Origin of the sequence: Luteimonas sp. 9C (genome assembly GCF_902506295.1) — a bacterium.
Taxonomy (GTDB): Bacteria; Pseudomonadota; Gammaproteobacteria; order Xanthomonadales; family Xanthomonadaceae; genus Luteimonas.
The window spans coordinates 1,632,377-1,656,771 of sequence record NZ_LR733312.1 but is presented as its reverse complement, the minus strand read 5'-3'; the positions used below and the strand labels follow the sequence as shown (position 1 = coordinate 1,656,771).

At 70.0% G+C, this 24,395-nt stretch carries 23 protein-coding genes and 1 pseudogene; 10 read left to right on the top strand and 14 right to left on the bottom strand.

Going from position 1 to position 24,395, the window contains the following annotated elements; genetic code table 11:
• The first annotated feature begins 77 nt into the window (after nt 1–77).
• From ubiH to CURTO8I2_RS07565, 3 genes are read left to right on the top strand one after another with little or no spacing between them, the layout of a single operon-like run.
• The gene (ubiH, locus tag CURTO8I2_RS07575) at nt 78–1,301 is read left to right on the top strand and encodes a 2-octaprenyl-6-methoxyphenyl hydroxylase (protein ID WP_159680016.1); all 1,224 of its coding nucleotides are present in this window, start codon (nt 78–80) and stop codon (nt 1,299–1,301) included.
• Nucleotides 1,298–2,476: an FAD-dependent oxidoreductase gene (locus CURTO8I2_RS07570; RefSeq protein WP_159680014.1), complete on the top strand. Its 1,179-nt coding sequence runs from the start codon at nt 1,298–1,300 to the stop codon at nt 2,474–2,476. The genes ubiH and CURTO8I2_RS07570 overlap by 4 nt, the downstream gene beginning before the upstream one ends.
• A gap of 5 nt (nt 2,477–2,481) precedes the next feature.
• The gene (locus CURTO8I2_RS07565) at nt 2,482–2,784 is read left to right on the top strand and encodes a hypothetical protein (RefSeq protein WP_159680012.1); all 303 of its coding nucleotides are present in this window, start codon (nt 2,482–2,484) and stop codon (nt 2,782–2,784) included.
• 10 nt (nt 2,785–2,794) lie between these two features.
• Here CURTO8I2_RS07565 and CURTO8I2_RS07560 read toward each other — a convergent pair whose 3' ends face one another.
• The 6 genes from CURTO8I2_RS07560 to CURTO8I2_RS07535 form a co-directional block, all read right to left on the bottom strand.
• On the bottom strand, nt 2,795–3,730 hold the full coding sequence (locus CURTO8I2_RS07560; protein WP_159680010.1) for a DUF808 domain-containing protein: 936 nt from the start codon (nt 3,728–3,730) through the stop codon (nt 2,795–2,797).
• A 190-nt stretch (nt 3,731–3,920) separates the two neighbouring features.
• Complete coding sequence (locus tag CURTO8I2_RS07555) at nt 3,921–4,262, bottom strand: hypothetical protein (protein ID WP_159680008.1); 342 nt, start codon at nt 4,260–4,262, stop codon at nt 3,921–3,923.
• Between the two features lie 21 nt (nt 4,263–4,283).
• Nucleotides 4,284–5,333 (bottom strand): 23S rRNA (cytidine(2498)-2'-O)-methyltransferase RlmM, encoded by a 1,050-nt coding sequence (rlmM, locus tag CURTO8I2_RS07550; protein WP_159681597.1) that lies wholly within the window; start codon nt 5,331–5,333, stop codon nt 4,284–4,286.
• A 70-nt stretch (nt 5,334–5,403) separates the two neighbouring features.
• Nucleotides 5,404–5,964, bottom strand: a complete 561-nt coding sequence (locus tag CURTO8I2_RS07545; RefSeq protein ID WP_159680006.1) for a nucleoside deaminase — start codon at nt 5,962–5,964, stop codon at nt 5,404–5,406.
• Nucleotides 5,965–5,991: 27 nt separating this feature from the next.
• On the bottom strand, nt 5,992–6,381 hold the full coding sequence (locus CURTO8I2_RS07540) for a hypothetical protein (protein ID WP_159680004.1): 390 nt from the start codon (nt 6,379–6,381) through the stop codon (nt 5,992–5,994).
• 84 nt (nt 6,382–6,465) lie between these two features.
• Nucleotides 6,466–8,229: a glutamine--tRNA ligase/YqeY domain fusion protein gene (locus CURTO8I2_RS07535; protein WP_159680002.1), complete on the bottom strand. Its 1,764-nt coding sequence runs from the start codon at nt 8,227–8,229 to the stop codon at nt 6,466–6,468.
• A 262-nt stretch (nt 8,230–8,491) separates the two neighbouring features.
• Between CURTO8I2_RS07535 and CURTO8I2_RS07530 the strand changes: the two genes are divergently transcribed.
• The 3 genes from CURTO8I2_RS07530 to msrA all read left to right on the top strand — a co-directional run bounded on the left by CURTO8I2_RS07530 (nt 8,492) and on the right by msrA (nt 12,457).
• A complete protein-coding gene (locus tag CURTO8I2_RS07530) occupies nt 8,492–10,627 on the top strand; it encodes a GGDEF domain-containing protein (protein ID WP_159680000.1) in 2,136 nt (711 codons plus the stop codon).
• Nucleotides 10,628–10,679: 52 nt separating this feature from the next.
• A complete protein-coding gene (locus CURTO8I2_RS07525; protein ID WP_159679999.1) occupies nt 10,680–11,609 on the top strand; it encodes a DMT family transporter in 930 nt (309 codons plus the stop codon).
• Between the two features lie 197 nt (nt 11,610–11,806).
• Nucleotides 11,807–12,457, top strand: coding sequence for a peptide-methionine (S)-S-oxide reductase MsrA (msrA, locus tag CURTO8I2_RS07520; protein WP_159679997.1), 651 nt, complete (start codon nt 11,807–11,809; stop codon nt 12,455–12,457).
• A 51-nt stretch (nt 12,458–12,508) separates the two neighbouring features.
• Here msrA and rnk read toward each other — a convergent pair whose 3' ends face one another.
• The 5 genes from rnk to CURTO8I2_RS07495 form a co-directional block, all read right to left on the bottom strand.
• On the bottom strand, nt 12,509–12,931 hold the full coding sequence (rnk, locus tag CURTO8I2_RS07515; RefSeq protein ID WP_159679995.1) for a nucleoside diphosphate kinase regulator: 423 nt from the start codon (nt 12,929–12,931) through the stop codon (nt 12,509–12,511).
• Between the two features lie 108 nt (nt 12,932–13,039).
• Nucleotides 13,040–13,951, bottom strand: coding sequence for a LysR substrate-binding domain-containing protein (locus CURTO8I2_RS07510; protein ID WP_159679993.1), 912 nt, complete (start codon nt 13,949–13,951; stop codon nt 13,040–13,042).
• Between the two features lie 73 nt (nt 13,952–14,024).
• On the bottom strand, nt 14,025–15,608 hold the full coding sequence (gene ahpF, locus CURTO8I2_RS07505; protein ID WP_159679991.1) for an alkyl hydroperoxide reductase subunit F: 1,584 nt from the start codon (nt 15,606–15,608) through the stop codon (nt 14,025–14,027).
• A 196-nt stretch (nt 15,609–15,804) separates the two neighbouring features.
• On the bottom strand, nt 15,805–16,368 hold the full coding sequence (gene ahpC / locus CURTO8I2_RS07500; protein ID WP_159679990.1) for an alkyl hydroperoxide reductase subunit C: 564 nt from the start codon (nt 16,366–16,368) through the stop codon (nt 15,805–15,807).
• A gap of 344 nt (nt 16,369–16,712) precedes the next feature.
• A complete protein-coding gene (locus CURTO8I2_RS07495) occupies nt 16,713–17,585 on the bottom strand; it encodes an alpha/beta hydrolase (protein WP_159679988.1) in 873 nt (290 codons plus the stop codon).
• Nucleotides 17,586–17,645: 60 nt separating this feature from the next.
• Between CURTO8I2_RS07495 and prmC the strand changes: the two genes are divergently transcribed.
• The 3 genes and pseudogenes from prmC to CURTO8I2_RS07480 form a co-directional block, all read left to right on the top strand.
• Complete coding sequence (gene prmC / locus CURTO8I2_RS07490; RefSeq protein ID WP_201295489.1) at nt 17,646–18,497, top strand: peptide chain release factor N(5)-glutamine methyltransferase; 852 nt, start codon at nt 17,646–17,648, stop codon at nt 18,495–18,497.
• Between the two features lie 35 nt (nt 18,498–18,532).
• The gene (pip, locus tag CURTO8I2_RS07485) at nt 18,533–19,474 is read left to right on the top strand and encodes a prolyl aminopeptidase (RefSeq protein ID WP_159679986.1); all 942 of its coding nucleotides are present in this window, start codon (nt 18,533–18,535) and stop codon (nt 19,472–19,474) included.
• Between the two features lie 98 nt (nt 19,475–19,572).
• Nucleotides 19,573–19,782: pseudogene (locus CURTO8I2_RS07480) on the top strand (alkylphosphonate utilization protein); the annotation flags it as partial.
• 27 nt (nt 19,783–19,809) lie between these two features.
• Here the strand turns inward: CURTO8I2_RS07480 and CURTO8I2_RS07475 are convergent.
• The 3 genes from CURTO8I2_RS07475 to CURTO8I2_RS07465 are packed head-to-tail and all read right to left on the bottom strand — an operon-like array spanning nt 19,810 to nt 21,960.
• Nucleotides 19,810–20,370, bottom strand: coding sequence for an NUDIX hydrolase (locus CURTO8I2_RS07475; protein ID WP_236551031.1), 561 nt, complete (start codon nt 20,368–20,370; stop codon nt 19,810–19,812).
• Nucleotides 20,371–20,410: 40 nt separating this feature from the next.
• A complete protein-coding gene (locus tag CURTO8I2_RS07470; RefSeq protein ID WP_236551030.1) occupies nt 20,411–21,367 on the bottom strand; it encodes a 5'-3' exonuclease H3TH domain-containing protein in 957 nt (318 codons plus the stop codon).
• Nucleotides 21,364–21,960 (bottom strand): nitroreductase, encoded by a 597-nt coding sequence (locus CURTO8I2_RS07465; protein WP_159679982.1) that lies wholly within the window; start codon nt 21,958–21,960, stop codon nt 21,364–21,366. The genes CURTO8I2_RS07470 and CURTO8I2_RS07465 overlap by 4 nt, the downstream gene beginning before the upstream one ends.
• A 68-nt stretch (nt 21,961–22,028) precedes the next feature.
• Here CURTO8I2_RS07465 and CURTO8I2_RS07460 point away from each other — a divergent pair, with 68 nt between their 5' ends.
• The gene (locus CURTO8I2_RS07460; RefSeq protein ID WP_159679980.1) at nt 22,029–24,362 is read left to right on the top strand and encodes a DUF1631 family protein; all 2,334 of its coding nucleotides are present in this window, start codon (nt 22,029–22,031) and stop codon (nt 24,360–24,362) included.
• The last annotated feature ends 33 nt before the right edge of the window (nt 24,363–24,395 follow it).

Sequence of the window (24,395 nt, the reverse complement as noted above, 5' to 3'; positions counted from 1 at the left end):
GTACAGCATCAGGTCGAGGGCGCATTCTAACGGAGCGGCGACCCGGGGCGCAGGAGGCGGCGCGTATCATCACCGGCATGGTCGAAACCTCTCCAGCACCGGTGCATCCGGTCCTCATCGTCGGCGGTGGTCTGGTCGGCGCCTGTCTCGCCATCGCGCTGGACCGCGCGGGCGTCGATGCCGCGCTGGTCGAGGCCACGCCGGCGGGCGCGATGCCCGCGGTTTTCGACGAGCGCAATCTCAGCTTCGCCGAGGCCACGGTCAACGCGCTGACCGCGCTCGGCGTTCTGCAGAAGCTGCGCGCGCCGGGCGGTCCGATCCGCGAGATCCATGTCAGCCGCGCCGGCGATTTCGGCCGGGTGACGCTGGCTGCGGCCGATTACGGACGCGAGACCTTCGGGCAGGTCGTGGTCGCGCGCGATTTCGGCCAGGCGCTGGAAGCGCGGCTGGCGGAACTGCCGCGACTGGTCCGCTACCGGCCGGCACGCTTTGCCGGCTTCGAGGGGATCGAGGACGGTTGCCGCGTGGTCCGGCTGGACGGCCCGGACGGCGACGTCCGCGTGCGCGCACGGCTCGTGGTCGGCGCCGACGGGGCCGACAGCGCGGTGCGCGGCGCGCTGGGCATTGGCGCGGACATCCACGACTACGCGCAGACCCTGTTCATCGCCCGCCTGCGTGCGGCGCGTGCACCGGATGGTCGTGCGTTCGAGCGCCTGACCGATACCGGACCCACGGCGCTGCTGCCGCGCGGCGACCGGCATTACGGTCTGGTCCACGGCGTGGCCAGCGACGACGCCGAGGCGGTTGCCGCACTCGACGATGCGGCCTTCCTCGCACGCGTGCAGATGAGCTTCGGCTGGCGCGCGGGACGGTTCGTGTCGGTCGGTCCGCGCAGTCGCCATCCGGCGCGGCGCGTCGTCGCCGGGCGCTGCATCGACACGCGCGCCGTGCTGGTGGGCAATGCGGCGCAGAGCCTGCATCCGATCGGTGCGCAGGGCTTCAATCTCGGTCTGCGCGATGCGCTCACGCTAGCCGAATGCATCGCCGGCGCGGTCGATCCGGGCGCCCCCGGCGTGCTCGAGCGCCACGTTGCGCGTCGTCGGGAAGACCGCACGCGCACGCTCGCATTCTCCGACGGCTTGGCTCGCGTCACCTCGAACCCCGCGCGGCTGCTGCGACCGCTGCGCAGCCTCGGGCTGCTGGCGATCGATCAGGATTCTGCACTGCAGGCCATGCTCGCCGGCGGCGCGATGGGCTACCGCGGCGACGTGCCGGCGCTGTGCCGTGGAGCGGGCGCATGAGCCGACGCGAGCGACGCGATGTGGTGATCGTCGGCGGCGGCGTGGTCGGCGCCGCGTGCGCGCTGGCGCTGGCGGCGGAGGATCTCGACGTGGTGCTGGTCGAGTCGCGCGTGCCGGCGGCGTGGTCGACGGCGCACCCCGATTTGCGCGTGTACGCGTTCGCCCCCGACAGTGCCGGCCTGCTGCGTGCGGCCGGTGCCTGGGACGCGGTCCGCGCCGCGCGCGCCCATCCCTACCGGCGCATGCAGGTCTGGGATGCGGGCGGGGGCAGCGAACTCGTGTTCGACGCCGATCAGCTCGGCATGCGCGAGCTCGGCTGGATCGTCGAGCACGGCCTGCTGGTCGACCGGCTGTGGGCGCGGCTGGCCTCGGCCGGCGTCGACGTGCGTGCGCCGGCCCAGGTCGATGCGCTGGAGCAGGACGCCGATGGCGTGACCCTGCGGCTCGATGCGGGAAGCCGGATCGAAGCCCGTCTGGCGATCGCGGCGGACGGTGCGGCCTCGACGCTGCGCACGCTCGCCGGCATCGGCGCGCGCGCACACGACTACGCGCAGGCGGGCGTGGTCGGCTACGTCGACAGCGGCGAGCCGCATCGCGACACCGCGTGGCAGCGCTTTCTGCCCACCGGCCCGCTGGCGCTGCTGCCGGTCGGGCAGGGCCGCAGCTCCCTGGTCTGGACGCTGCCCGCCGACGAGGCGGCCCGCGTCTGCGCACTCGACGACGCCACGTTCGCGGATGCGTTGACGCGCGCGTCCGGCGGTCGGCTTGGCGCGCTGACGCCGGTGTCGGTGCGCGCGGCGTTCCCGCTGCGGCGCCAGTTGGCCGATGCGCAGGTCCAGGGCCGCGTGTTGGTGGTCGGCGATGCGGCGCACGTCGTGCATCCGCTGGCCGGGCAGGGCGTGAACCTCGGCCTGCGCGATGTGATCGGGCTGGCCGAAAGCGTCGCCGATGCGCGGCGACGCGGTGCGCGCTGGGATGCGCCGCAGCGGCTCGCGCGCTGGGCGCGCACGCGGCGCAGCGAGAGTGCGGTCGCCGCGCACGCCTTCGAATCGATCAACCGTGCGTACTCGAACGACGCGCTGCTGCCGGTGCTGCTGCGCAGCCACGCGCTGGGGATCGCGCAAGCGCTGCCGCCGTTGCGCAACCTGCTGTGGAAGCGGGCCGCCGGGCTTTGAGACCGTTGCTCCGGTCCCTGCAGGCCTCCGCCGTGGCGCTGTTGGCCTGCGCCGCATCGCCGGCATTCTCGATGACCCGGTGCCCGGTCGAAGCGGTCAAGCCGGGCGGGTTCGTCGCGCTCGGCTACGCCGTGCTCGCGCTTGCGTTGTGCATCGGACTCGCGGCGCCGCTGCTCACCTGGCGGCGCACCCGCGCACTGCGGGCGGGCCTGCGCGCGCTGTGGCTGCTCAGTGCGTGCACCGTCATGCTCGGGATGTGGCTTGCCGGCCTGCTGGTCTGGCTCGGCGCCTTCGTGCTGCCCTGCTGAGCGCCTGCCGTCAGTGCGCAGTCGCCGGCTTGCCGCGCATGCGACGCACCAGGGTGACGACGCCCACTGCTAGGCCACCGGCCACGATGCCGACGACCGCGTTGATCAGCGTCGGCAGCACCGCGCCGAGCACTATGCCGATCTCCGGCAGCGCGCCCAGGCCGCTCGCGGCGTCGTCGATCCAGGTCTGCACGTCGTGCACGCCGTGGGTCAGGATGCCGCCGCCGACGAGGAACATCGCCGCGGTGCCCACGATCGCCAGCGTCTTCATCAGCCACGGCGCGACGCGCAGGATGCCGCGACCGACTGCCTGCGCCGCGCTGGACGCACGCTTGCTCAGATAGAGGCCGGCGTCGTCGAGTTTGACGATGCCCGCGACCAGGCCGTAGACGCCGATGGTCATCAGCGCGGAGATCGCCGCCAATGCGCCGAGCTGGGTCAGGAAGGCGGCGCCGGCGACGGTGCCGAGGGTGATCGCGATGATTTCGGCCGAGAGGATCATGTCGGTACGCACCGCGCCACGGATCTTGTCGCGCTCGAACGCGACCGGGTCGACATCGGCGCCCGCCAGCGCGGCCGTGCGGCCCGGTTTGGCGGCATCGTCCTCGGCCTTGTGCAGCAGCTTGTGCAGCACTTTCTCGAAGCCCTCGTAGCAGAGGAACAGGCCGCCGGCCATCAGCAGCGGCGTGACCAGCCACGGCAGCCAGGCGCTGATCGCCAGCGCTGCCGGCACCAGGATCAGCTTGTTGCGCGCCGAGCCCTTGGCGACCGCCCAGACCACCGGCAGTTCGCGATCGGCCGTGACGCCGGTGACCTGCTGCGCGTTGAGGGCCAGGTCGTCGCCGAGCACGCCGGCGGACTTGCGCGCGGCCACCTTGGTCATCAGGGCCACGTCGTCGAGCACGGTGGCGATATCGTCGAGCAGGGTGAGCAGGCTGGACGCCATGCGGATCAATCCGGAGTGGAGGGCGGGCGCAGTATGCCGCGCGGATGTGGCGGCTGCGTCAGCAGCGATGCGATGTCACAACGCAGCGATGGCCGCCGGCGCCCGCCACCACTGTGCACGTCCGCGCTGGCGTCGTGCGCGCAGCGTGCTCCCAGGTGGACGCCGGCGAGCTCGTGTATCGCAACCGCTTCTAGCGCGCGAGCGCCCAGGCGGCGAGGCCGAACGCGAGCACCGCGGCGGTGGTCGCGACCACCGCCAGGACCTGCGCCCGCAGCAGGCGCCGTTCCACACGCGCCGCGCCCAGCTGCAGCGCCTCGATGGTCTGCTGCATGTCGGCGGCGAGCTTGCCGATCGAATCGGCATTCTGGCTCGCGGCGTCCTGCAGTTCGGTGATCTGCGCGTCGATCACGTCGTTGCGTCGCTGCTGCCCGAGGTCGACCAGGGGCGGGGGCGTCCGGGTGAAGATCGGCCGCGCCAGCCGGACGATTTCCGGCAGGTACGGGGCGACGACGGTGATCCAGCCTGCAGCCATGACGCGCGCTCCGGTTCCGGGTTACTCGACGCTGGCGTAGACCGTGATCTCTTCGCGGTCGTGGTAGAGCTGCCGCGCGCGGATCACCAGGTTGTCGTGCTCGCCGGCGTTGTTGGCGAACAGGTCCAGTGCCAGCAGCGTTTCCTGCCAGCGCTTCTTCATCGGCAGCTTGAGGTTGAAGACCGCATTGCGGCACCAGCCTTCACGGAACCAGGTGGCCATGCGCTCGGCGACCTTGCGCGGCTGTTCGACCATGTCGCAGACCAGCCAGTCGACGGCGCCGACGGGCTGGTAGCGGAACCCGTCGACCCGGTGGTGGTCGACCAGGCCGGTCTCCATCAGATCGGCCTGCATCGGACCGTTGTCGACCGCGACCACGCGCATGTGCTCGCGTGTCAGCACCCAGGTCCAACCGCCCGGGGCAGCGCCCAGATCCACGGCGCGCATGCCCGGCTTGATGCGCGCGTTGCGCTCGCGCTCGGTGAGCAGCGCCATGAACGCTTCCTCGAGCTTCAGCGCCGAGCGCGACGGTGCATCGGCATGGGTGCGCAGGCGCGGGATGCCCATCGCCCACGGCGCGCTGTCGCCGACGACCGACTGGGCGATGTAGGCATGCGTGCCCGACACGAAGAACACATGCAGCCGCGGGAACCGCGCTTCATCCTTCTGGCTCAGGAAGCCGCGCTTGCGCAGCGCCGGACGCAGCGCATTGGCGAAGCTGCGCGCCAGGCCGGCGAGCTGCTTGCCTTCGTCGGATTCGGGATGCTCGACCATCAGCTCGCCGTGGCGGCCGCGGCCGGCGAGCACTTCGAAGATCGGCGTGATGCGGTCGGTCGGGTCAAGGTCGCGCAGTTCGGCCAGCAGCATCATCTTCTGGCGCGCGAAGATCAGCTCGCGGAACGGCAGTTCGCTGGTCAGCGACGGGCCGTTGTCGGAATGGAACAGCACGTAGCCGTCGCCGCGCCGGGTCTGCGCGTAGCCCGCGACGTGCACACCAGCCGCACGCTCGGTCAGCTCCGCGGCCAGGTCGGGCTCGAAGCCCGGGCGGCAGTAGCAGAGCAGGCCGCTGATCGCGTGCAGGGGCGAGGTGGCGTCGTCGGCCGGGCCGGCAATGGTCGGGTCGTGATCGATGTCGGTCATGTCAGTACTTCGCCCCGTCGGTTTCGCCATAGGCGCGCAGCACCGCGCGCGCATCGTCGCGTCGCAGGTCACGCACGACCTCGATGCCGCGCTGGTTGAGGGCGCCGATCCAGTCTTCGGGCAGCGGGCCTTCGTCGAACGGCGTCAGCGCCTCGACGTCTTCGGAGCGTGCGCCGATCAGCAGCCGGTCGATGCCGGCCCAGACGGTCGCGCCGTAGCACATGCAGCAGGGCTGCGAGGACGTCGCGAGGGTGATCGGACCGCCGCGCTCGTTGAGCCGTGGCGTCTGCAGGCGCTGCTGCGCGAGCATGTAGGCCATGGTCTCGGCGTGCGCCACCGAGCAGCTGTGGGGCATCACCCGGTTCACGCCCACGGCGATGATGCGATCGTCGCTGCCGAACACGGCGGCGCCGAACGGACCACCGCTCTGCGCTTCGATGTTCAGGCGTGAAAGATCGATCGCGAGCGCGACCTTGGCGTCGTCGCCGGCGTAGTCACGCGAGACGTCGACGTGTTCGTGCACCCACGCGGGCAGGGTCAGGTGGACCTGGGCATACAGCATTGGAATTTCCGGAAACGAAACGGGGAATCAGCGCAGCAGGCTGCCCGGGGCGGGCGCCTCGCAGCGCGAGTTGACGCAGGCGCAGGACTGGATCTCGACGAAGCCGCAGACCCCGGCGATGCCGCGGCGTGCGCAGTCGGCCTGCACCGCCTGCGGATCGACCTGCGCGTTCGCATTGACGCAGGCCGGCTGGTAACCGCAGCAGCTGCCGACGTTCTTGACCGCGCAGTCGCTGTCGACGCGGCAACTGGTATCGAGATCGGGCACACCCGATGGGGCGACGGGGCCGTCGATGACCGGCACGCCTGCGGGCGGCGCGGCCTCGGCGACCGGCGGGGCAGGCGCCGCGCACGCGACGAGCGCCAGCAACAGCAGGGCAGGCAACAGGCGGAACGACAGGGCGCGCAGGCGGATCATGCCGGCGATGTTACCTGCTCCGGCGCGCCCGCCGCCGCCCGGCGTCCAGGCCGCAGCGCAGGCACCGGCAGCCGACGGGACCGGTCAGCCGCCGGTCCGGTCCGCCGTCCAGGTGTCGCGCAGCGTCACGCTGCGGTTGAAGACCGGCCTCGCGGCCGTGTGGTCGACACGGTCGGCGACGAAATAGCCGAGGCGCTCGAACTGGAACGACTGCTCGGGCGCGGCCAATGCTGCGGCAGGCTCGACGTAGCCGGTCACGCTGCGCTTCGACTCGGGATTCAGATGGTCGCGGTAGGTCTTGCCGGTCGACTCGTCGTCGGGTTTCTCGACCACGAACAGGCGATCGAACAGCCGGACCTCGGCTTCGACCGCATGCGCGGCGCTGACCCAGTGGATCGTGCCCTTGATCTTGCGGTTCGCGCCGTCCATGCCGGGGCGCGACTCGGGATCGAGCGTGCCGCGGAGTTCGACGATCGCGCCGCTGTCGTCCTTGATGACCTCGTCGCAGCGCACGATGCCCGCGCCGCGCAGGCGCACTTCGCCGCCCGGAATCAACCGCTTCCAGCCCTTGGGCGGCACTTCGGCGAAGTCGTCGTGCTCGATCCACAGCTGGCGCGAGAACGGCACCTCGCGCACGCCCTGCGCCTCGTCCTTCGGGTGGTTCGGGAAGCGCAGCGTTTCGGCATGGCCGTCGGCCAGGTTGGTCAGCACCAGCTTCAGCGGATTGACCACCGCCATGCGGCGCGGCGCGCGGGCGTCGAGATCGTCGCGCAGCGCGCCTTCGAGCACCGAGAAATCGATGACCGAATTCTGCTTGCTGATGCCGACACGATCGACCAGCAGACGCAGGCTCGCCGGCGTGTAGCCGCGGCGGCGCAGGCCCTGCAGCGTGTACATGCGCGGGTCGTCCCAGCCGTCGACCAGGCCTTCGGTGACGAGCTGGGTCAGCTTGCGCTTGCTCATCACCGTGTAGTTGATGTTGAGGCGCGAGAACTCGATCTGGCGCGGTTTCGCGGCGACGTTCGGCAGGCCGCGCGCGGTCAGCGAGTCGAGCAGGTCCGGCGTGCCGGCCAGGTCGACGCGGTCCACCACCCAGTCGTACAGCGGGCGGTGGTCCTCGAACTCCAGCGTGCAGAGCGAATGGGTGATGCCTTCGATCGAGTCGCCCAGCGCGTGGGCGAAGTCGTACATCGGATAGATCGGCCAAGCGTCGCCGGTGTTCTGGTGCGTGACCTGCTTGATACGGTACAGCGCCGGGTCGCGCAGGTTCATATTGCCGCTGGTCATGTCGATCTTCGCGCGCAGCGTGCGCGTGCCGTCGGCGAACTCGCCCGCGCGCATGCGCCGGAACAGGTCGAGGTTCTCCTCGACGCTGCGGTCCCGGAACGGGGAATTGCGGCCCGGCTCGACCAGCGTGCCGCGGTACTCGCGCACCTGCTCGGCCGTGAGGTCGCAGACGAAGGCGTCACCCTGTTCGATCAGCTTCTCGGCGGCCCGGTAATAGACGTCGAAGTAGTCCGAGGCGTGGCGCAGCTCGGCCCACTCGAAGCCGAGCCACCGCACGTCATCTTCGATCGCGCGGACGAACTCGAGGTCTTCCTTTTCCGGATTGGTGTCGTCGAAACGCAGGTTGCAGCGGCCGTCGAACTCCGAGGCGATGCCGAAATCGAGGCAGATCGCCTTGGCGTGGCCGATGTGCAGATAGCCGTTGGGCTCGGGCGGGAAACGGGTGCGGACCGAGGCGTGTTTTCCGCTGGCCAGGTCCTCGCGGACGATCTGCCGGATGAAGTCCTGGCGTGCCGGGGTGGCGGGATCGGTCGACGGAACGGTGGAGTCGGCGGAGGACATGGAGGCTCGGGTGGCGGCTGCGGAAGAGCCGCGCAGTGTAGCGGACCGTCCACAAGCGACGCGCCGGGCCGGGCGTGATGGCGTCGTAGCGATCGATGTGACGCAGTCCTGCCATAATTTTGTGACGACGGTACGGAAACCGTGGCACGCGAGTTGCGATGGAACAGACGAGACCAGGGGGGCGACGCATGCGCGATCCAGCGCATCGGGGCATCGGACAGATCCAGGAGCGGCCCTGCGCGGTCGACGGGCAGGCATATTCATGGAGGTAACCGCCTCGCGTGCAATGCCCGGCCACGGCTGGGTGCTGGCCGCCTGCCTGCTGCTGTTGATGGGCCTGTTCGTGGCGCTGGTCTCCGCCACCCAGCTGCGTCCGGGCGAAAGCGTTCCGGTCGAGGTGCAGCCGCAACCGGACGGACGGATGACGCTCGCGTTCGAACTGCCCGGCGAGGTGACCACGCGCTGGGCGCTGTGGTTTCCGCGCGAGCCGGTCAGCCGGCTGCAGCTGGTCGCCACCGACGGCTGGCGCAGCGAGGCACTGGATTTCTTCGCCGTCGGCGCCGAGGAGGGCATCCTGCCGGCCGGCTACGCGTTCCTGTTGCCGCGCGATGCCCACGGTCCGATGGTGCTCGAGGTGGAGGCCGACGGCGGTCTGCGCGGCAGCATGCAACCGGTGCTCGCCCAGGCGATCGACATCCGGCGCGTGGAGCGGTCCGGCGTGGCGCTGGCCGGTGGCGTCTATGGCGGCCTGCTGACCCTGGCGGCGCTTGCGCTGGCCCTGGCCTATGCGTCCCGTGACCGGCTGTTCATCGGCTTCTTCGGGTTCACCGTCGCGCTGGTGCTGTTGCTCCAGGCCATGAACGGGCATCTGTACGGGCTGCCGGGCGTGCGGTTCTTCGGCCTGTGGCGGCTGCAGGGCGTTTCGGCGCTGACACTCCTCCATGCGGCCGCTGCGCTGTGGCTGATCGAAGCCTATGCGATGCGCGGCGTGGTCTATCGGCACGCCCGCCTGGTGCGGGGCATCGGGATCGGCCTGGTCGCCCTGGCTGCGGTGTTCCTGCTCAACCTGCCCGGGCTGGGCGAGGTGTCGCAGGCGCTGAGCGCGGTGGGCTGGACGATCGCGGGGCTCGCGGTGACCGGGATGCTGATCGACGCGGGGCGCCGGGGCGTGCCGATGGCATGGGCACTGACGGCCGCGACGGCGCTGACCGTGCTGACCGGCATGTGGGTGGCCCTGGCGCGGCATGGCCTAGCCCCCGACGGACCGATGCTGCATTTCGGTTACCAGGGCGCCGCCGTCGCGTTCGCGCTGCTGCTCGCGCTGGCGTTGACCCATCGCATCGGTGACTACCGCGAAGCCCGCGACCGGGACCGGCTCGCGCGCCAGGACACCGAGCGCAAGATGCGCCGCGAATCCGCGCGCGCGGACCTGTCGACCGCCCTGCAGACCCAGCTCCACGGTCTCGACCCGGGCGAGATTCCGTGGCAGGGCTTCCGGCTGCTGATGGACCATCTGCTGCCGCTGGTGCCGACCGAATCCTGCATCGCGGTGCTGCGCGGCTACCAGGGCCGCGACCATCTGCTGGTCGAGCCCTCGGACGCGCTGCCGTCGGTGGAGCACGAGATCAACCGCCGTGGCCTGCTGCTGCGCCGGCAGGCGACCGCGGGTCTGGCGCTGCAGCAGCCGGTGCGACCGTCGGTCGGCGGCCCGGTGGTGGCGATGGAAGCGCTGGTGCCGTTCCAGGTCCGCGCCCCGGGCTGGGGCGTGCTGTTGCTGCGCCGCGCCGGGGACGAAGGCTTCACGACCGACGAGATGTCGGTGATCGGCGAGCTCGCGCGCGTGGTGCAACTGCACGTAGACCAGGCCGCCGCTGCGGTCAAGCTGCGCCGCTCGGCGGAGATCGACGCGCTCACCGGCACGATGAACCGCCGCACCATCGATGTCTGGATCGAACGCACCTTCACCGATGCCGAGCGCACGGGGCGGCCGGTCTCGGTGCTGTTCATCGACCTCGACCATTTCAAGTCCGTCAACGACCGCTACGGTCATGCCTGCGGCGACGACTGCCTGCGCGCGGTCTCGACCGCGCTGCGCAGTGTGCTGTCGGACGCCGACATGTTCGGCCGTTACGGAGGCGAGGAATTCATCGCGGTGCTGCCGGGTCGCGATGGCGCGGAAGCGCGTGCGGTCGGCGAGCGTATGCGCACCGCGGTCGAGAACTGCGAGGTGCGCCACGAAGGCCAGCGCGTGCGGCTGACGGTGAGCATCGGCATCGCCACCCGCCAGCGCGGCGAAGACACGCCGGCCGCCGCGGTCGCACGTGCCGACAAGGCGCTGTACGCGGCGAAGCGACAGGGCCGCAACTGCGTACAGGTGGCGCCCGCGGTCTTCAGCTGAAGACCGCAGTGCGGCGCTGCTACGCTGCGCGCTCCCCACGCGAGTCCAACCGATGCACGACACCCCGGCCGGTCGCGCCGCCCTCGCGTGGATGCTGACCGGCGCCGCGCTGATCGGCACCAACGGCCTGATGGTGCGTCTGGCCGGCACGCCGCCGACGGTCTCGGCCTTCTACCGGATGCTGTTCGCCGGCGTGCTGCTGGCTCTGTTCGTGCATCTGCGCCGCGACTGGCGCCCGCTGCCGCGACGCATGTGGTGGCTGGCGCTGCTGCCGGCCACCGCGTTCGCCGCCGACCTGTGGCTGTGGCACCGGAGCATCCTGCTGATCGGCCCGGGACTGGCGACGCTGCTGGCCAATGCGCAGGTGTTCTTCATGGCGCTGGCCGGGGTCGTGCTGTTCGGCGAACGTGTGGGCCTGCGCTTCGTCGCCGGCATTGCGCTGGCGTTCTTCGGCCTGTGGCTGATGCTCGGCGCAGACTGGGCGACGCTGCCGGCCGATTACCGCTGGGGCGTGTGGCTCGGGCTCGCGACCGGCCTGTGTTACGCGGTCTACAACATCGGCCTGCGTCATGTGCAGCGCGCCGGCAATGTCGGCGCGTCGAGCGCAGCCGCTTCCGCGCCGGTGGCGCAGGTGCTGGCGATGGTGTCGCTGCTGTGCGCGGGGCTGCTGGGGCTGGCGGGGGTCGCAGAGGGCGTGTCGTTCGCGATTCCGGCCTGGCAGGCGCTGGGCTGGTTGCTGCTGCTCGCCGCGCTCGGCCACTGCCTGAGCTGGATCCTGATCTCGCGCGCCATGCAGCATCTCTCGGTCGCACTGGTCGGCCTGCTGCTGCTCGTGCAGCCGGTCTGCGCGTTCCTGCTCGACATCCTCGTGCTGCAACGCGAGACCCTGCCGCGCGAATGGCTGGGTCTCGCGTTCACGCTGGCCGGCATCTTCCTCGCGAGCCTGAAGGGCCGCGCGCGGGTGCCGCAGCAGCCGGGCTGAGAACCTGTTCACGTTCCCGGCGTATGTCGCGCCGGAGCGTGCGGGCCTGCATGCCCACAGGCCCGGCCCGCAAGGTGGCCGCAACGCGGCCACGCGACGTGCGTCGGGAGCGCGAACAGATGCTGACACCTTGGAAGCGGGCACGCGCGCCCGCATCCAATACGGACGGCAATCTGCCGCGACCCGGAGATATCGCGATGCTCGGAATCGGAGCCTGGAAACAGCGTCTGCCGCGGCCCCAGGACGCGCTGCCCGGTCGCGACACGCCGGTGACGCTGGACAACACGCATGCCGTGCACGGCCGCCCGCTGCAGGATGCGTTCGAAGGTCTGGAGCAGGTGCAGTTCGGCATGGGCTGCTTTTGGGGCGCGGAACGCAAGTTCTGGTCGCTGCCGGGCGTGGTCACGACCGCGGTCGGTTACGCCGGCGGGGTGACGCCGAACGCGACTTACCGTGAAGTGTGCTCCGGACAGACCGGACACACCGAAGTCGTGCTCGTCGTCTACGACCCGGCGCAGGTCGCGTTCGACACGCTGCTGCAGACGTTCTGGGAAAGTCACGATCCGACCCAGGGCATGCGCCAGGGCAACGACGCCGGCACCCAGTACCGCTCGGCGATCTACTGCACGACGCCCGGACAGGCCGTGTTGGCCCATCGCAGCCGCGACGCCTACGCCGCGAAGCTGCATGCAGCAGGCTATCCGGACATCACCACCGAGATTCTCGACGAGGCGCCGCCGTTCTATTACGCCGAGAACGAACACCAGCAGTACCTGCACAAGAACCCGGGCGGGTATTGCGGCATCGGCGGTACCGGCGTGGCCTGCCAGGTCGGCGTGCCGCTCTGAATCGTTGCGTTGAACCGTGCGGCGCCCGGGTCGGCGCCGCACGCAGGGCGATCAATGATCAGCGGGCGCGACTTCCAGCACGCGCAGGCGCAGGGTGCGACCGCCGCTGACCGGCCAGTCGATGCGCTGGTCGATCGTCAATCCCAGCAGGGCCGTGCCGACGGGCGCGAGGACCGACACGCGGCCGGCGTCCACGTCCGCTTCGTGCGGATAGACGAGGGTGAGGGTGTGTCGGGCGCCGGTGGCGTCGTCGATGCACGTCACGCGTGCATGCATGCCGACGGTCGCGTCGGCGGGCGCATCGTCCGGCAGCAGGTCGGCGCGGTCGAGTTCGCGCTGCAGCGCAGCTGCGCCGGGGTGTTGCCGCCAGGTCGGTGAGGCGAGCAGCGCGTCGAGGCGCGCGAGATCGTGACGGGTCAAACGGATCGACGGTGCGTCGGAGGGCGGCAGGCCGCTGGTGGAATGCGATGACATCAGGAATTTCCTCGGGTTGGGAGGGCGCTCGAACGACGCCCATACGAAAGGCGACGCAGTGCGCCGCCCGGGGTCCATTGTGACGTGTCCCGCGTGCGCGGGAATGACTCAGGCCGCAGCGTGCTCGAACAACGCGGGTGGCAGATCGCGCAGTACGCCCGCCAGTTCCAGCAGGAACGCGTGCATGGCCGAGCTGCGGCGCCAGACCAGGGCGATGCGCCGGGTCGGGCGGGTGTCGCTGAAATCGAGCAGGCGCAGATGCGGCGACGGCGCGACCGGCGGCTTGGTCGCCAGCACCGGCAGCAAGGTCACGCCGACATTCGCGGCGACCATCTGCCGCAGCGTTTCCAGACTGGTGGCGCGGAACTCGGCATGTTCGCCGGCGCCCGAGAGACGACAGACGTCCAGCGCCTGTTCGCGCATGCAATGCCCATCCTCGAGCAGCAACAGCTTCTGCGACGACAGCTCCTGCAGACTCAAACGTTCGCGCGCGGCCAGCGGATGCTGGTCGGACACCGCGAGCAGGAAAGGTTCCTCGAACAGGAATTCGGCATGCAGTGCGTCCTCGTCGACCGGCAGCGCGAGGATCGCAGCATCCAGGCGGCCGTCGCGCAGTCGCGTCAGCAGCACGTCGCTCTTCTCTTCGACCAGCAGCAGTTCCAGCTGCGGAAACCGTGCGCGCAGCGGCGGCACGGCATGCGGCAGCAGATACGGGCCGAGGGTCGGAAACAGGCCGAGCCGGATCGAACCGGCTTCGGGATCCATGCTGCGCCGGGCCAATGCTTTCATCTGCTCGACATCGCCGACGATGCGGCGCGCGCGGTCGGCGACCTGCACGCCGATCGGCGTCAGCATGACCTTGCGCGGTGCGCGTTCGACGAGCGCGACGCCGAGTTCTTCTTCGAGCTTGCGGATCTGCGTCGACAGCGTCGGCTGACTGACGAAACACGCGGCCGCGGCGCGGCCGAAATGCCGCTCGTCGGCGAGCGCGACCAGATAGCGCAGGTCGCGCAGGTTCACGGCGCGCGCTCCGCACACGTCCCGGATCGCGCAGGCGATGCCGGGATATGCAGGACGCGGGCCGCGCGCGGGATCACGCCGCTTCGGCCTCGGCCGTCTCGACGACCGGCACGCGTATCAGATGATCGAACGCGCTGAGCGCAGCCGTGGCGCCCTGGCCCATTGCGATGACGATCTGCTTGTAGGGCACCGTCGTCGCGTCGCCAGCGGCGAACACACCGGGCAACGAGGTCTGGCCGCGATCGTCGACGATGATCTCGCCACGCGGCGACAGCGCGACCACGCCCTTGAGCCATTCGGTATTGGGCAGCAGGCCGATCTGCACGAACACACCCTCCAGTTCGACACGGTGGCTGTCACCGCCGACCCGGTCGCGGTAGACCAGCGCATTGACCTTCGCGCCGTCGCCGAGCACTTCGGTCGTCTGCGCGCTGGTCACGATGCGCACGTTCGGCAGGCTGCGCAGCTTGCGCTGCAGCACTTCGTCGGCGCGCAGCTGCGCGTCGAACTCGATCAGGGTGACGTGGGCGACGATGCCGGCCAGATCGATCGCGGCTTCGACACCGGAATTGCCACCGCCGATCACCGCCACGCGCTTGCCCTTGAACAGCGGCCCGTCGCAGTGCGGGCAATAGGCCACGCCCTTGTTGCGGTACTGGTCCTCGCCGGGCACGCCCATCTGCCGCCAGCGCGCGCCGGTCGACAGCACGACGGTGCGCGACGTCAGCGACGCCCCGTTATCCAGCTGGATTCCGATCAGGCCGTCATCGCCCGCCGGCACCAGCTGCGTCGCGCGCTGCAGGTCCATGATGTCGACGTCGTACTCGCGCACGTGCTGTTCCAGCGCCGCGGCCATCTTCGGGCCTTCGGTCTCCTTGACCGAAATGAAGTTCTCGATCGCCATCGTGTCCAGCACCTGGCCACCGAAACGCTCCGACGCCACGCCCGTGCGGATGCCCTTGCGCGCGGCGTAGATCGCCGCGGCCGCGCCGGCCGGGCCGCCACCGATTACCAGCACCTCGAACGGCTTCTTGGTCGCGATCGCCTTCGCCGCGCGGTCGGCCGCGCCGGTGTCGAGCTTGGCGACGATCTGCTCCAGCGTCATCCGACCCTGGTCGAACTTCTGGCCGTTGAGGAACACCGTCGGCACCGACATGATCTCGCGCGCCTCGACTTCCGCCTGGAACAGCGCGCCGTCGATCGCGGTGTGGCGGATGCGCGGATTCAGCACGGCGGCGAGGTTCAACGCCTGCACCACGTCCGGGCAGTTCTGGCAAGACAGCGAGTAGTAGGTCTCGAAGGTGTAGTCGCCATCGAGCGCCGCGACCTGCTCGATCGTGTCCTTGGCCGCCTTCGACGGATGACCGCCGACCTGCAGCAGCGCCAGCACCAGCGAGGTGAACTCGTGACCCATCGGCAGGCCGGCGAAGCGCACGTCGATGTCCGTATGCGGCGAAGTCAGTGCGAACGACGGCTTGCGCGCGTCGGTGCCGGCGGCGTCGACGGTGATCTTCGGACTCGCATCCTTGAGGTCTTCGAGCAGCGACAGCAGCTCGCGCGACTTCGCGCCGTCGTCGACCGACGCGACGATGTGGATCGGGCGCACCGCGCGTTCCAGATAGGCCTTCAACTGCGCCTTGAGATCGGCTTCCAACATGGCAACGCTCCTGACGACGGGTGGGGGCGTCCGCGACGCGCCGGCAAAGCGGCGCGCCGGAACCGGGGGAGAGGGGTGGACCGCAGCCGGCGGGGGAGGGTGCCGGCTGCGGTCCACCCCCATCCTCGCTGTGCGGGATGGGGGTGGAAACGGCGCGATGGACTGCGCCGTCGTGTCACACGATCAGATCAGGCGATCAGATCTTGCCGACGAGGTCGAGCGACGGGGCGATGGTCTTCTCGCCGTCCTTCCACTTGGCCGGGCAGACCTCGTTCGGGTTGGCGGCGACGTACTGGGCAGCCTTGAGCTTGCGCAGGGTCTCGCTGACGTCACGGGCGATCGCGTTGTCGTGGATCTCGACGGTCTTGATCACGCCTTCGGGATTGATCACGAAGGTGCCGCGCAGGGCCAAGCCGGCTTCTTCGATGTGCACGCCGAACGCGCGGGTCAGCTGATGGGTCGGATCGCCGACCAGCGGGAACTGCGCCTTGCCGACGGCCGGCGAGGTTTCGTGCCAGACCTTGTGCGAGAAGTGCGTGTCGGTGGTGACGATGTAGACCTCGGCGCCCAGCTTCTGGAACTGCGCGTAGTTGTCGGCGGCGTCCTCGACTTCGGTCGGGCAATTGAAGGTGAAGGCGGCCGGCATGAAGATCAGGACCGACCACTTGCCCTTGAGGCTCTCGTTGCTGACTTCGATGAACTCGCCGTTCTGGAACGCGGTGGTCTTGAACGGCTGGACTTCGGTGTTGATGAGGGACATGAAAGCTCCTGGACGGGGGAAGGCGTGCGACTTGCCATCGCGGCCGGCGAATCCGGCTGCACATAGAGTAGGCGCCATCTATCGATATGGGAAATCGATAATAGGAATTCAATCGATAGCCTATGGCTATGGAACGCTGGCGCGAGATCCATCGAAACAGTCTCAATGGAAACGATTACATACGCGCTTGCAATCGCTGTTGCGCTGCAGCAATATCGGGTCAACAGGCGTCGCGCAGTGGTTCTAGGCGGCGCCAGCGGCCCCAAGGGCCGCGCATCGGATTCCGTGTCCGTACCTCCCTCCCACACGCGTCACGGAATTTTTGAAGGCGGCTTCGGCCGCCTTCATTTTGCGTCGGTGTCGGCGTCCACATCGCCCGATACGGGCAGGCCGACGAACCGGCGCACCGCGGGCAGCACATCGGGCGCGCGCTCCGGATCGTAAAACGCGGCCGCGGTGATGAAGTGGTTACCACCCGGGATGACTTCGAGGGTCGAGGCGATGCCCTTGCGGCGCAGAGCGAAATCCAGCTTGCGGCTGTTGCCGACGTCCACCGTCCGGTCGCCGTCTCCGTGGATGAGCAGGAAGGGGGGCTCGTCGCCGTCGACGAAGCGCAGCGCCATCGCCTCGGGCCACTGGCTGCGCGGGCCGAAGATGTCTTCGAGCTTGCCGCTGATCACGAAATCGTACGGACCCGACAGGCCGATCACGCCGGCAAGGTCGCGGGGGCGCAGATCGACCTCGGCCAGATGCCGCGCATCGGTGCCCAGCAACGCCGCGATCTGCGCACCGGCCGAATGACCGGCGATGAAGACGCGCTTCGGATCGCCGCCGAACTGGGCCGCGTGGTCGACCGTCCAGCGCACGGCATGTGCCGCGTCGCCCATGAATGCCGGGAAGCCCGCGGCCGGCCAGGTGCGGTAATCCGCGACCACCGCGACGACCCCGTTCTGCGCCAGGCGGCTGCCGACGAAGGCGTATTGCGCGCGGGTGCCCATCTGCCAGGAGCCACCGTAGAAGAACAGCACGACCGGCGCGTCAGGCGCCGCGTTCTGCGGCCGATAGATGTCGAGCGCCAGTCCGCGTCTGGTGTCGTAGACGGCCGTGGCATCGGGCTGCGCGCTGTCGCGGTTGACGAAGCCGAAGAACGCGCTTTGACAGCCGGAGACGAGCAGGGCGAGCGTGGCGGCGACACAGGCATGGATCGTACGGCGCATCGGTGATCTCCTCGGGGTGCGACACCATGCCCGGCCGGGGCCCGGCTACGATGTGAAATCATGATTACGAATCCGAGTCCCGCATTGGATGCACTGCTGCGCGATGCCGCCGCGCGCATCGACGCCATCGACGCGCGCTGGCTGCTCGCGCACGCCGCAGGCCGTTCGCAGACGTGGCTCTACGCCCATGCGCGCGATCCCGCGCCCGACGGCGTGGCGGCGCGATTCGAGGCGCTGGTCGCGCGCCGCGCCGCGGGCGAGCCGGTGGCCTATCTCACCGGCATGCGGGGGTTCTGGGGGTTCGATCTGGCGGTGACGCCGGCGACGCTGATCCCGCGGCCGGAGACCGAACTGCTGGTCGAGCTGGCACTGGCGCGGCTACCTGCCGGGCACGCGCGGGTCGCGGATCTGGGCACCGGCAGCGGCGCGATCGCGCTGGCCATCGCCCGCGAACGGCCGGATGCCGATGTGCTGGCGACCGATGCCAGCGTCGACGCGCTCACGGTCGCGCGTGGGAACGCGCACGCACTGGACGTGCCACATGTGCGCTTCCATCACGGTGACTGGTATGCGCCGCTGGCGGGTGCGCACTTCGACGTCATCGCCAGCAATCCGCCCTACATCGAAGACGCGGACCCGCATCTGGCACAGGGCGATCTGCGCTTCGAGCCCGCGTCGGCGCTGTCCTCCGGTGCCGACGGCCTGGACGCGATCCGCGTGCTCGCCGCGGGCGCGCGGGCGCACCTCGTGCCCGGCGGCTGGCTGCTGGTCGAACACGGCCTGGCGCAGGGCGCGGCGGTCCGTGCGCTGTTCGAGCAGGCGGGGCTCGTCGAGGTCACAACCGAGCGCGATCTCGAGGCCCGCGACCGCGTCACGCTGGGCCGCGCGCCCGGTGCGCCCGGGACCGGCTGATAGACTGGCGGCCGGTTTTTCCCGGATCCACGCGCATGCGCCAGCTCTATCCCGCCATCGAACCCTTCGACACCGGCATGCTCGCCGTCGACGATCGCCACACGCTCTACTACGAGCAGTGCGGCAACCCGAAGGGCAAGCCGGTGGTGCTGCTGCACGGTGGGCCGGGCGGCGGTTGCAGCCCGAAGATGCGCAGCTTCCACGATCCGGCCAAGTACCGGATCGTGCTGTTCGACCAGCGGGGCGCCGGGCGTTCGACCCCGCATGCCGACCTCGTCGACAACAGCACCTGGGATCTCGTCGCCGACATCGAAGCGCTGCGCGCCCATCTGGGCATCGACCGCTGGCAGGTGTTCGGTGGATCCTGGGGGTCGACGCTGGCACTGGCCTACGCCCAGACGCATCCGCGCCAGGTCACCGAACTGATCCTGCGCGGCATCTTCATGCTGCGCCGCTGGGAGCTGGAATGGTTCTACCAGGAAGGCGCGTCGCGTCTGTTCCCGGAAGCCTGGCAGCAGTACATCGCGGTGATTCCGGAGGACGAGCGGGGCGATCTGATCGCCGCGTTCCACGCGCGTCTGACCAGCGACGACGAGGCCACGCGCCTGGCCGCCGCGCGCGCGTGGAGCGTCTGGGAAGGCGCGACGAGCTTCCTGCACATCGATGCCGATTTCGCCGACAGCCATGCCGACGCGCAGTTCGCGCTGGCCTTCGCGCGCATCGAGAACCACTACTTCACCAACGCCGGCTTCTTCGAGGTCGACGACCAGTTGCTGCGCGATGCCTACCGCATGGTCGACATTCCCGGCGTCATCGTCCACGGCCGCTACGACGTGGTGTGTCCGGTGCAGAACGCGTTCGACCTGCACCAGGTGTGGCCAAAGGCCGAGCTCGTGGTCACGCCGGCCTCGGGTCACTCCGCATTCGAGGCCGAGAACGTCGACGCGCTGGTGCGCGCGACCGACCGCTTCGCCTGACGCACGCGCAGTCGGCCTGCGGCGACGTCATCTCCCATCTCGTTGCGCGACGGCAGGCCCGTCGCGCGCAGGAAATACCGATGTCTGAAGAAGAGCGCGTGGTCAGGGACAGCAACGGCACCCGCCTCGCCGACGGTGATGCGGTCACCGTGATCAAGGACCTCAAGGTCAAGGGCACCAGCGTCACGCTCAAGCGCGGCACGCTGGCCAAGCACATCCGCCTGACCGACGACCCGGACCTGATCGAATGCAACGTCGAGAAGGTGAAGGGCCTGGTGCTGCGGACGGAGTTCGTCAAAAAGGCCTGAGGACTCGCGCCCGTGCCGGCGACCCGCTCAATCCGCGGGTGAACCGTCCGGATTGAAGTCCACCATCCACAGCCCGGCCCAGAGCTTGAGGTCGAGTTCGAAGCCTTCCGCGTGCTTGCGCATCAGCCACGCCGGCGCGGTCGCGCGGGGCACGGTGTGGACGATGATCGCTTCGTCATCGACGCCGCCGCCGTCGCCGACGCGCGTCAGCTCGCGCGCCCGGACGAACGCGACGCGCTCGTTGCTCATGCCGGCGGTGGTCGGGCCGGTCAGCAGCACGTCGACGCGACCGGCGGACCAGCCGGTCTCCTCGATCAGTTCGCGGCGCGCGGCGTCTTCCAGTGAATCGGTGGAGCCGCCATCGCCGACCAGGCCGGCCGGCATTTCGATCGTGCGGGCGCCCAGCGGCACGCGGTACTGCTCGACGAACAGCACCTCGTCGTCGGGCGTCACCGCGATCACCAGCACGGCCATGCCGTTGCCGCCGTGCGTACGTTCGCAGGCCTCCCACGTGCCGTGGCGAACCAGTCGGAGCCAGTCGCCCTGGTAGAGGACTTCGGTGGTGTCGCGCATCGATGGATTCGTCATGCGCCGATGCTAACGCGCGGCCGTGACGATCGACAGCGCTCTAGGCCAGCGCGGGCGGCGCGTAGTCCAGGCCGGCGACGGCGTGCAGACGGCGGCGCGTCAGCGGTCCGAACCGCAGGGATTCGCAGAGCGCGTGCAACGCCCCAGCGTCGCCGTTGCGGCGTGCGAACCCGGTCGCACCTTCGCCCAGCGGCGCATCACAAGCGATCGTCGTCAGCTGGCGGTACAGGCGTGCAGCGTCGGCATGCTGCCGCAACTTCGGCCCGACCTGTCCGGCGCCGCGGAAGCGCAGAAACTGGATCTCGTCGCTGCGTTCCAGCAGCGCGTCGAGCGTACGGAAGTGGTGCAGCAGACTCGCCGCGGTCTTGCTGCCGATGCCGGGCACGCCGGGAATGTTGTCGACCGCGTCGCCGCACAGCGCGAGGTAATCGGCGATCTGGTGCGCTTCGACGCCATGACGGTCGCGCACCCCGGCCGCAGTCCAGCGCACGCCGCGCGCGTAGTCCCACTGCTCGTCGGCGCCTTCGAGCAGCTGCGACAGGTCCTTGTCGGCCGAGACGATGACGCCGTGATGCGCGCGCGCGCGCCCGGCCACGAGCGCGCTGCCGATCAGATCGTCGGCTTCGTACTCGGTATCGGCGAGCACCACGAAACCGAGCGCGCGGCACAGCGCCTTGCAGTGCGCGAACTGACGGCGCAGTTCGTCGGGCGCGGGTGGACGGTTGGCCTTGTAGGCCGGGTAGAGGCGGTTGCGGAAGCAGCTGTCGAGCGCTTCGTCGAACGCGACCGCGATGTACTGCGGGTTCGCCCGCTCGACAAGCTCGGCGAGAAAGCGCGCGAAGCCGTGTACGGCATTGGTCGGCCAGCCCTCGGCATCGCGGAACTCGTCGGGCATCGAATGCCAGGCGCGGAACACGTAGAGGCTGGCATCGACCAGATACAGCGGCGCGGTGGGCGGCGCCGGCGTCGCCTGCAGTGCCTGCGGCGGCAGGGTCACGGCGCGTGCCAGTCGCTCAGCAACGCGGCCGGATCCGGCCGGTCGCGCTCCGGCGCGTCGATCCGCGGCGTGCCGATATGGATGAAGCCGGCGACGCGCTCGTTGGGACCGAGCCCGAGCAGGGCGAGACTCTCGGCATCGTAGGCCGGCCAACCGGTCAGCCAGGACGCGCCGAAGCCCAGTGCCTGCGCAGCCTGCAGCAATGCGAAGCAGACGCTGCCCGCGGTGAGCAGCCGCTCGACCTCCGGGATCTTGGCATCCGCGGGGTCGAGCACAGCGACCACGACGATCACCAGCGGCGCGTGCGAAAAGCGCCGGCGGTCCTTGTCCAGCGCGCCTTCGCCGATGTCCGGATCGCGTTCGCGCGAGCGCGCCGCGAGCCGTTCGCCGAGCGCGTCGCGATCCTCGCCGGCGATGCGCAGGAACCGGAACGGCACGCGCTTGCCGTGGTCGGGCACGCGCGAAGCCGAACGCAACATGCGCAACAGCGTGGCGTCATCCGGTCCGGGGGCGCCGAGCTGCTTGGCGGGGATGGAGCGACGTGCGTCGAGCGCGGACAGCGCCTCGTGTTCAGTATTTGCGGAGATGGTCACAGACCTGCCGTGGGGGTTCGGGAATCTTATGTACGGGGCAGTCTGCCCTTCCCCCGATTCTCCTTCAAATGACGCATCACCACGACATCGGCGCCGCCTCCGGCGTGCGCGCGGGGCCCGCCCGCGACGCCGCGCGCGTCCTCGAAACGCTGCGGCATGACGCGGTGACCGCGCTGGGCGGGGTGTTGTCAGGCTTCTGGAGCGCCATCGAAGAGCAGGTCCGGCTGGCTGCGATCGCACGCCACGACTACATGGTCGCGCAGGAAGAGCGCATGGCCGTGCTCGATCTGAGCCAGCGCGCACTGGAACTCGCGACCCGCTTCCGCAAGACCATCGAAACCGAATTCGACCAGTGGCTGGCCGATCGCCCTGCGCCGCCGGTCGCCGACGGACTGTCGTTGATGTCGGAAGGCGAGTTGGAGGTCCAGTTGGCCGCGCAGCAGATCGTGGAGCTGATGGATCACCAGTTCCTGCATCCGCTCGCTGCGCTCGCCGATCGGCTCGACGCCCTGGCGACCCGTCTCGGAATCGAGGGCGTGCACGCCAACCCCTTGCGTCCGGAAGTCCCGGTCATGGCGTTCATGCGGCTGTTCAAGGCCGACGAACTACCGGCCGGCCTGCGGACCATGGTGTTCAACCAGTTCGACAAGCGCCTGCCGGGCATTCTGGCCGAGGTCTACGCCAAGGCCAACGCATCCATGGATGCGGCCGGGATCGGTCCGGGTGCGGTGACGCCGCAGGCGTCGGCGCGACCCGCCGCGCACGCGGTGGCGCCGGCGCGTGCCGCGCATCGCGAGCCCGCCGGCGACAGCTGGGTGCCCGAAGGCGGCGTGGTGGCCCACGCCGAATCTACCGCGACGAACGCGGCCGAGACGGACGTCGCCGGCTATGGACCGCTTTCGTCGGGCCTGATGGATGTCCTGGCCGCGCACGGCCATCCACACGCCGGTCAGAGCGCACCGCGCGGATACCGCGACCTCGTGCGCGAACAGCTGCACCAGTGGCGCGAGCGCCGTGCACACGACACGCCGACGGATACCGGCGCCGATGGCGCCGGCGGACCGGTGCTGGGCATGTCACAACTGCTCAGCGTCGCCCGGATGCTGCAGGGCGACGATCCCGCGCCATTCGCGCGGGCGCTGGTCGGTGACGACCGCCGTCGTCTGGGCGACGTGATCCGGGACGAGCTCCTGCGCGGCCTGCGCGAGCTGGGCGTGGACCCCGAACAGACGCCGATGCGCCGCGAGGACCAGGACGCGATCGATCTGATCGGCATCCTGTTCCAGTCGCTGTTCGACGCCAACGATCTGCTGCAGCAGGCGCGTGACATCTATGGCCGGCTGGTCATGCCCTATCTCAAGGTCGCGCTGACCGACGACTCGATGTTCAACCAGCGCGCCCACCCCGCGCGCCGGCTGCTGGACGCGGTCACCGAGGCCTGCGACGGCAATGTCGGCGACACGCCCCAGGATCGTGACCTGCTCGACCAGGCCGGTCGCGTTGTCGACCGGGTCGTGGACGAGTACGAGAGCGACCAGGCGGTGTTCGAACTGGCCGCCGGCGAACTGCGCGAACGGCTCGACCAGCAACGCCGGCGCGCGGATGTCGCCGAACGCCGCGCGGCCGAGTCGATCCACGGCCGCGAGCGGTTGCAGCAGGCGCGTCGCAGCGTCGACGACATGGTCGCCTCGCGGTTGTCCGGGCGCAGGCTGACGGCCGCGGTGGCGTTCTTCCTCGATCGCCACTGGCGGCACCACCTCACCCAGACCTGGCTGCGCGAAGGCCCGGATTCCGCGCGGCATCTCACCGCGATCGGCATCGGCGACGCGATGGTCCAGGTCGACTTCGACGCCGCGCACGCATTGGGCGCCGCCGTCGCCGACGAGCTGCTCGCGCTGCAGGTGCCGCTGGCCGAGTGCTATTCCAGTTGCGGTCTCGATGCCGGCGCTGCGCGCGATGCGGTGGCGCGGATCATCGCCGCGCTGGCAATGCCGGATACGCCGCGCAGCGTGCACGCCCCACAGTCTTCGGAAGTCGAGGACGACGCGCCCGATCCCGCCCTGCGTCTCGCGGGTGGCCATGACGCATTGACATTCGATCCCACGATCGCGGCGCGCATGCGCCAGTTGCGCGTCGGCCAGTGGCTGCGCCTGGTCGACGACACCGGCCGCGAGTCCGCCGCGCGCGTCGCGTGGATCAGTCCGCTCACCCAGCGGTTGCTGATCGTGAACCGCCGCGGCATCCGCCGGATGGTGGTGTCGCCGGAGGAACTGGCCGCGCTGGTCGGCGCCGGACGTGCGGTGGTGCGCGCCGTCGATGCCCCCTTCGACGAGGCGATGAAACAGCTGTGGCAGCAGCTCAACGCCGCCAACGACGCCGCGAGCGACGCGGCGACCGCGTGACTGTTGCGGCTTGGCGTTAAGACGCCTCGACAA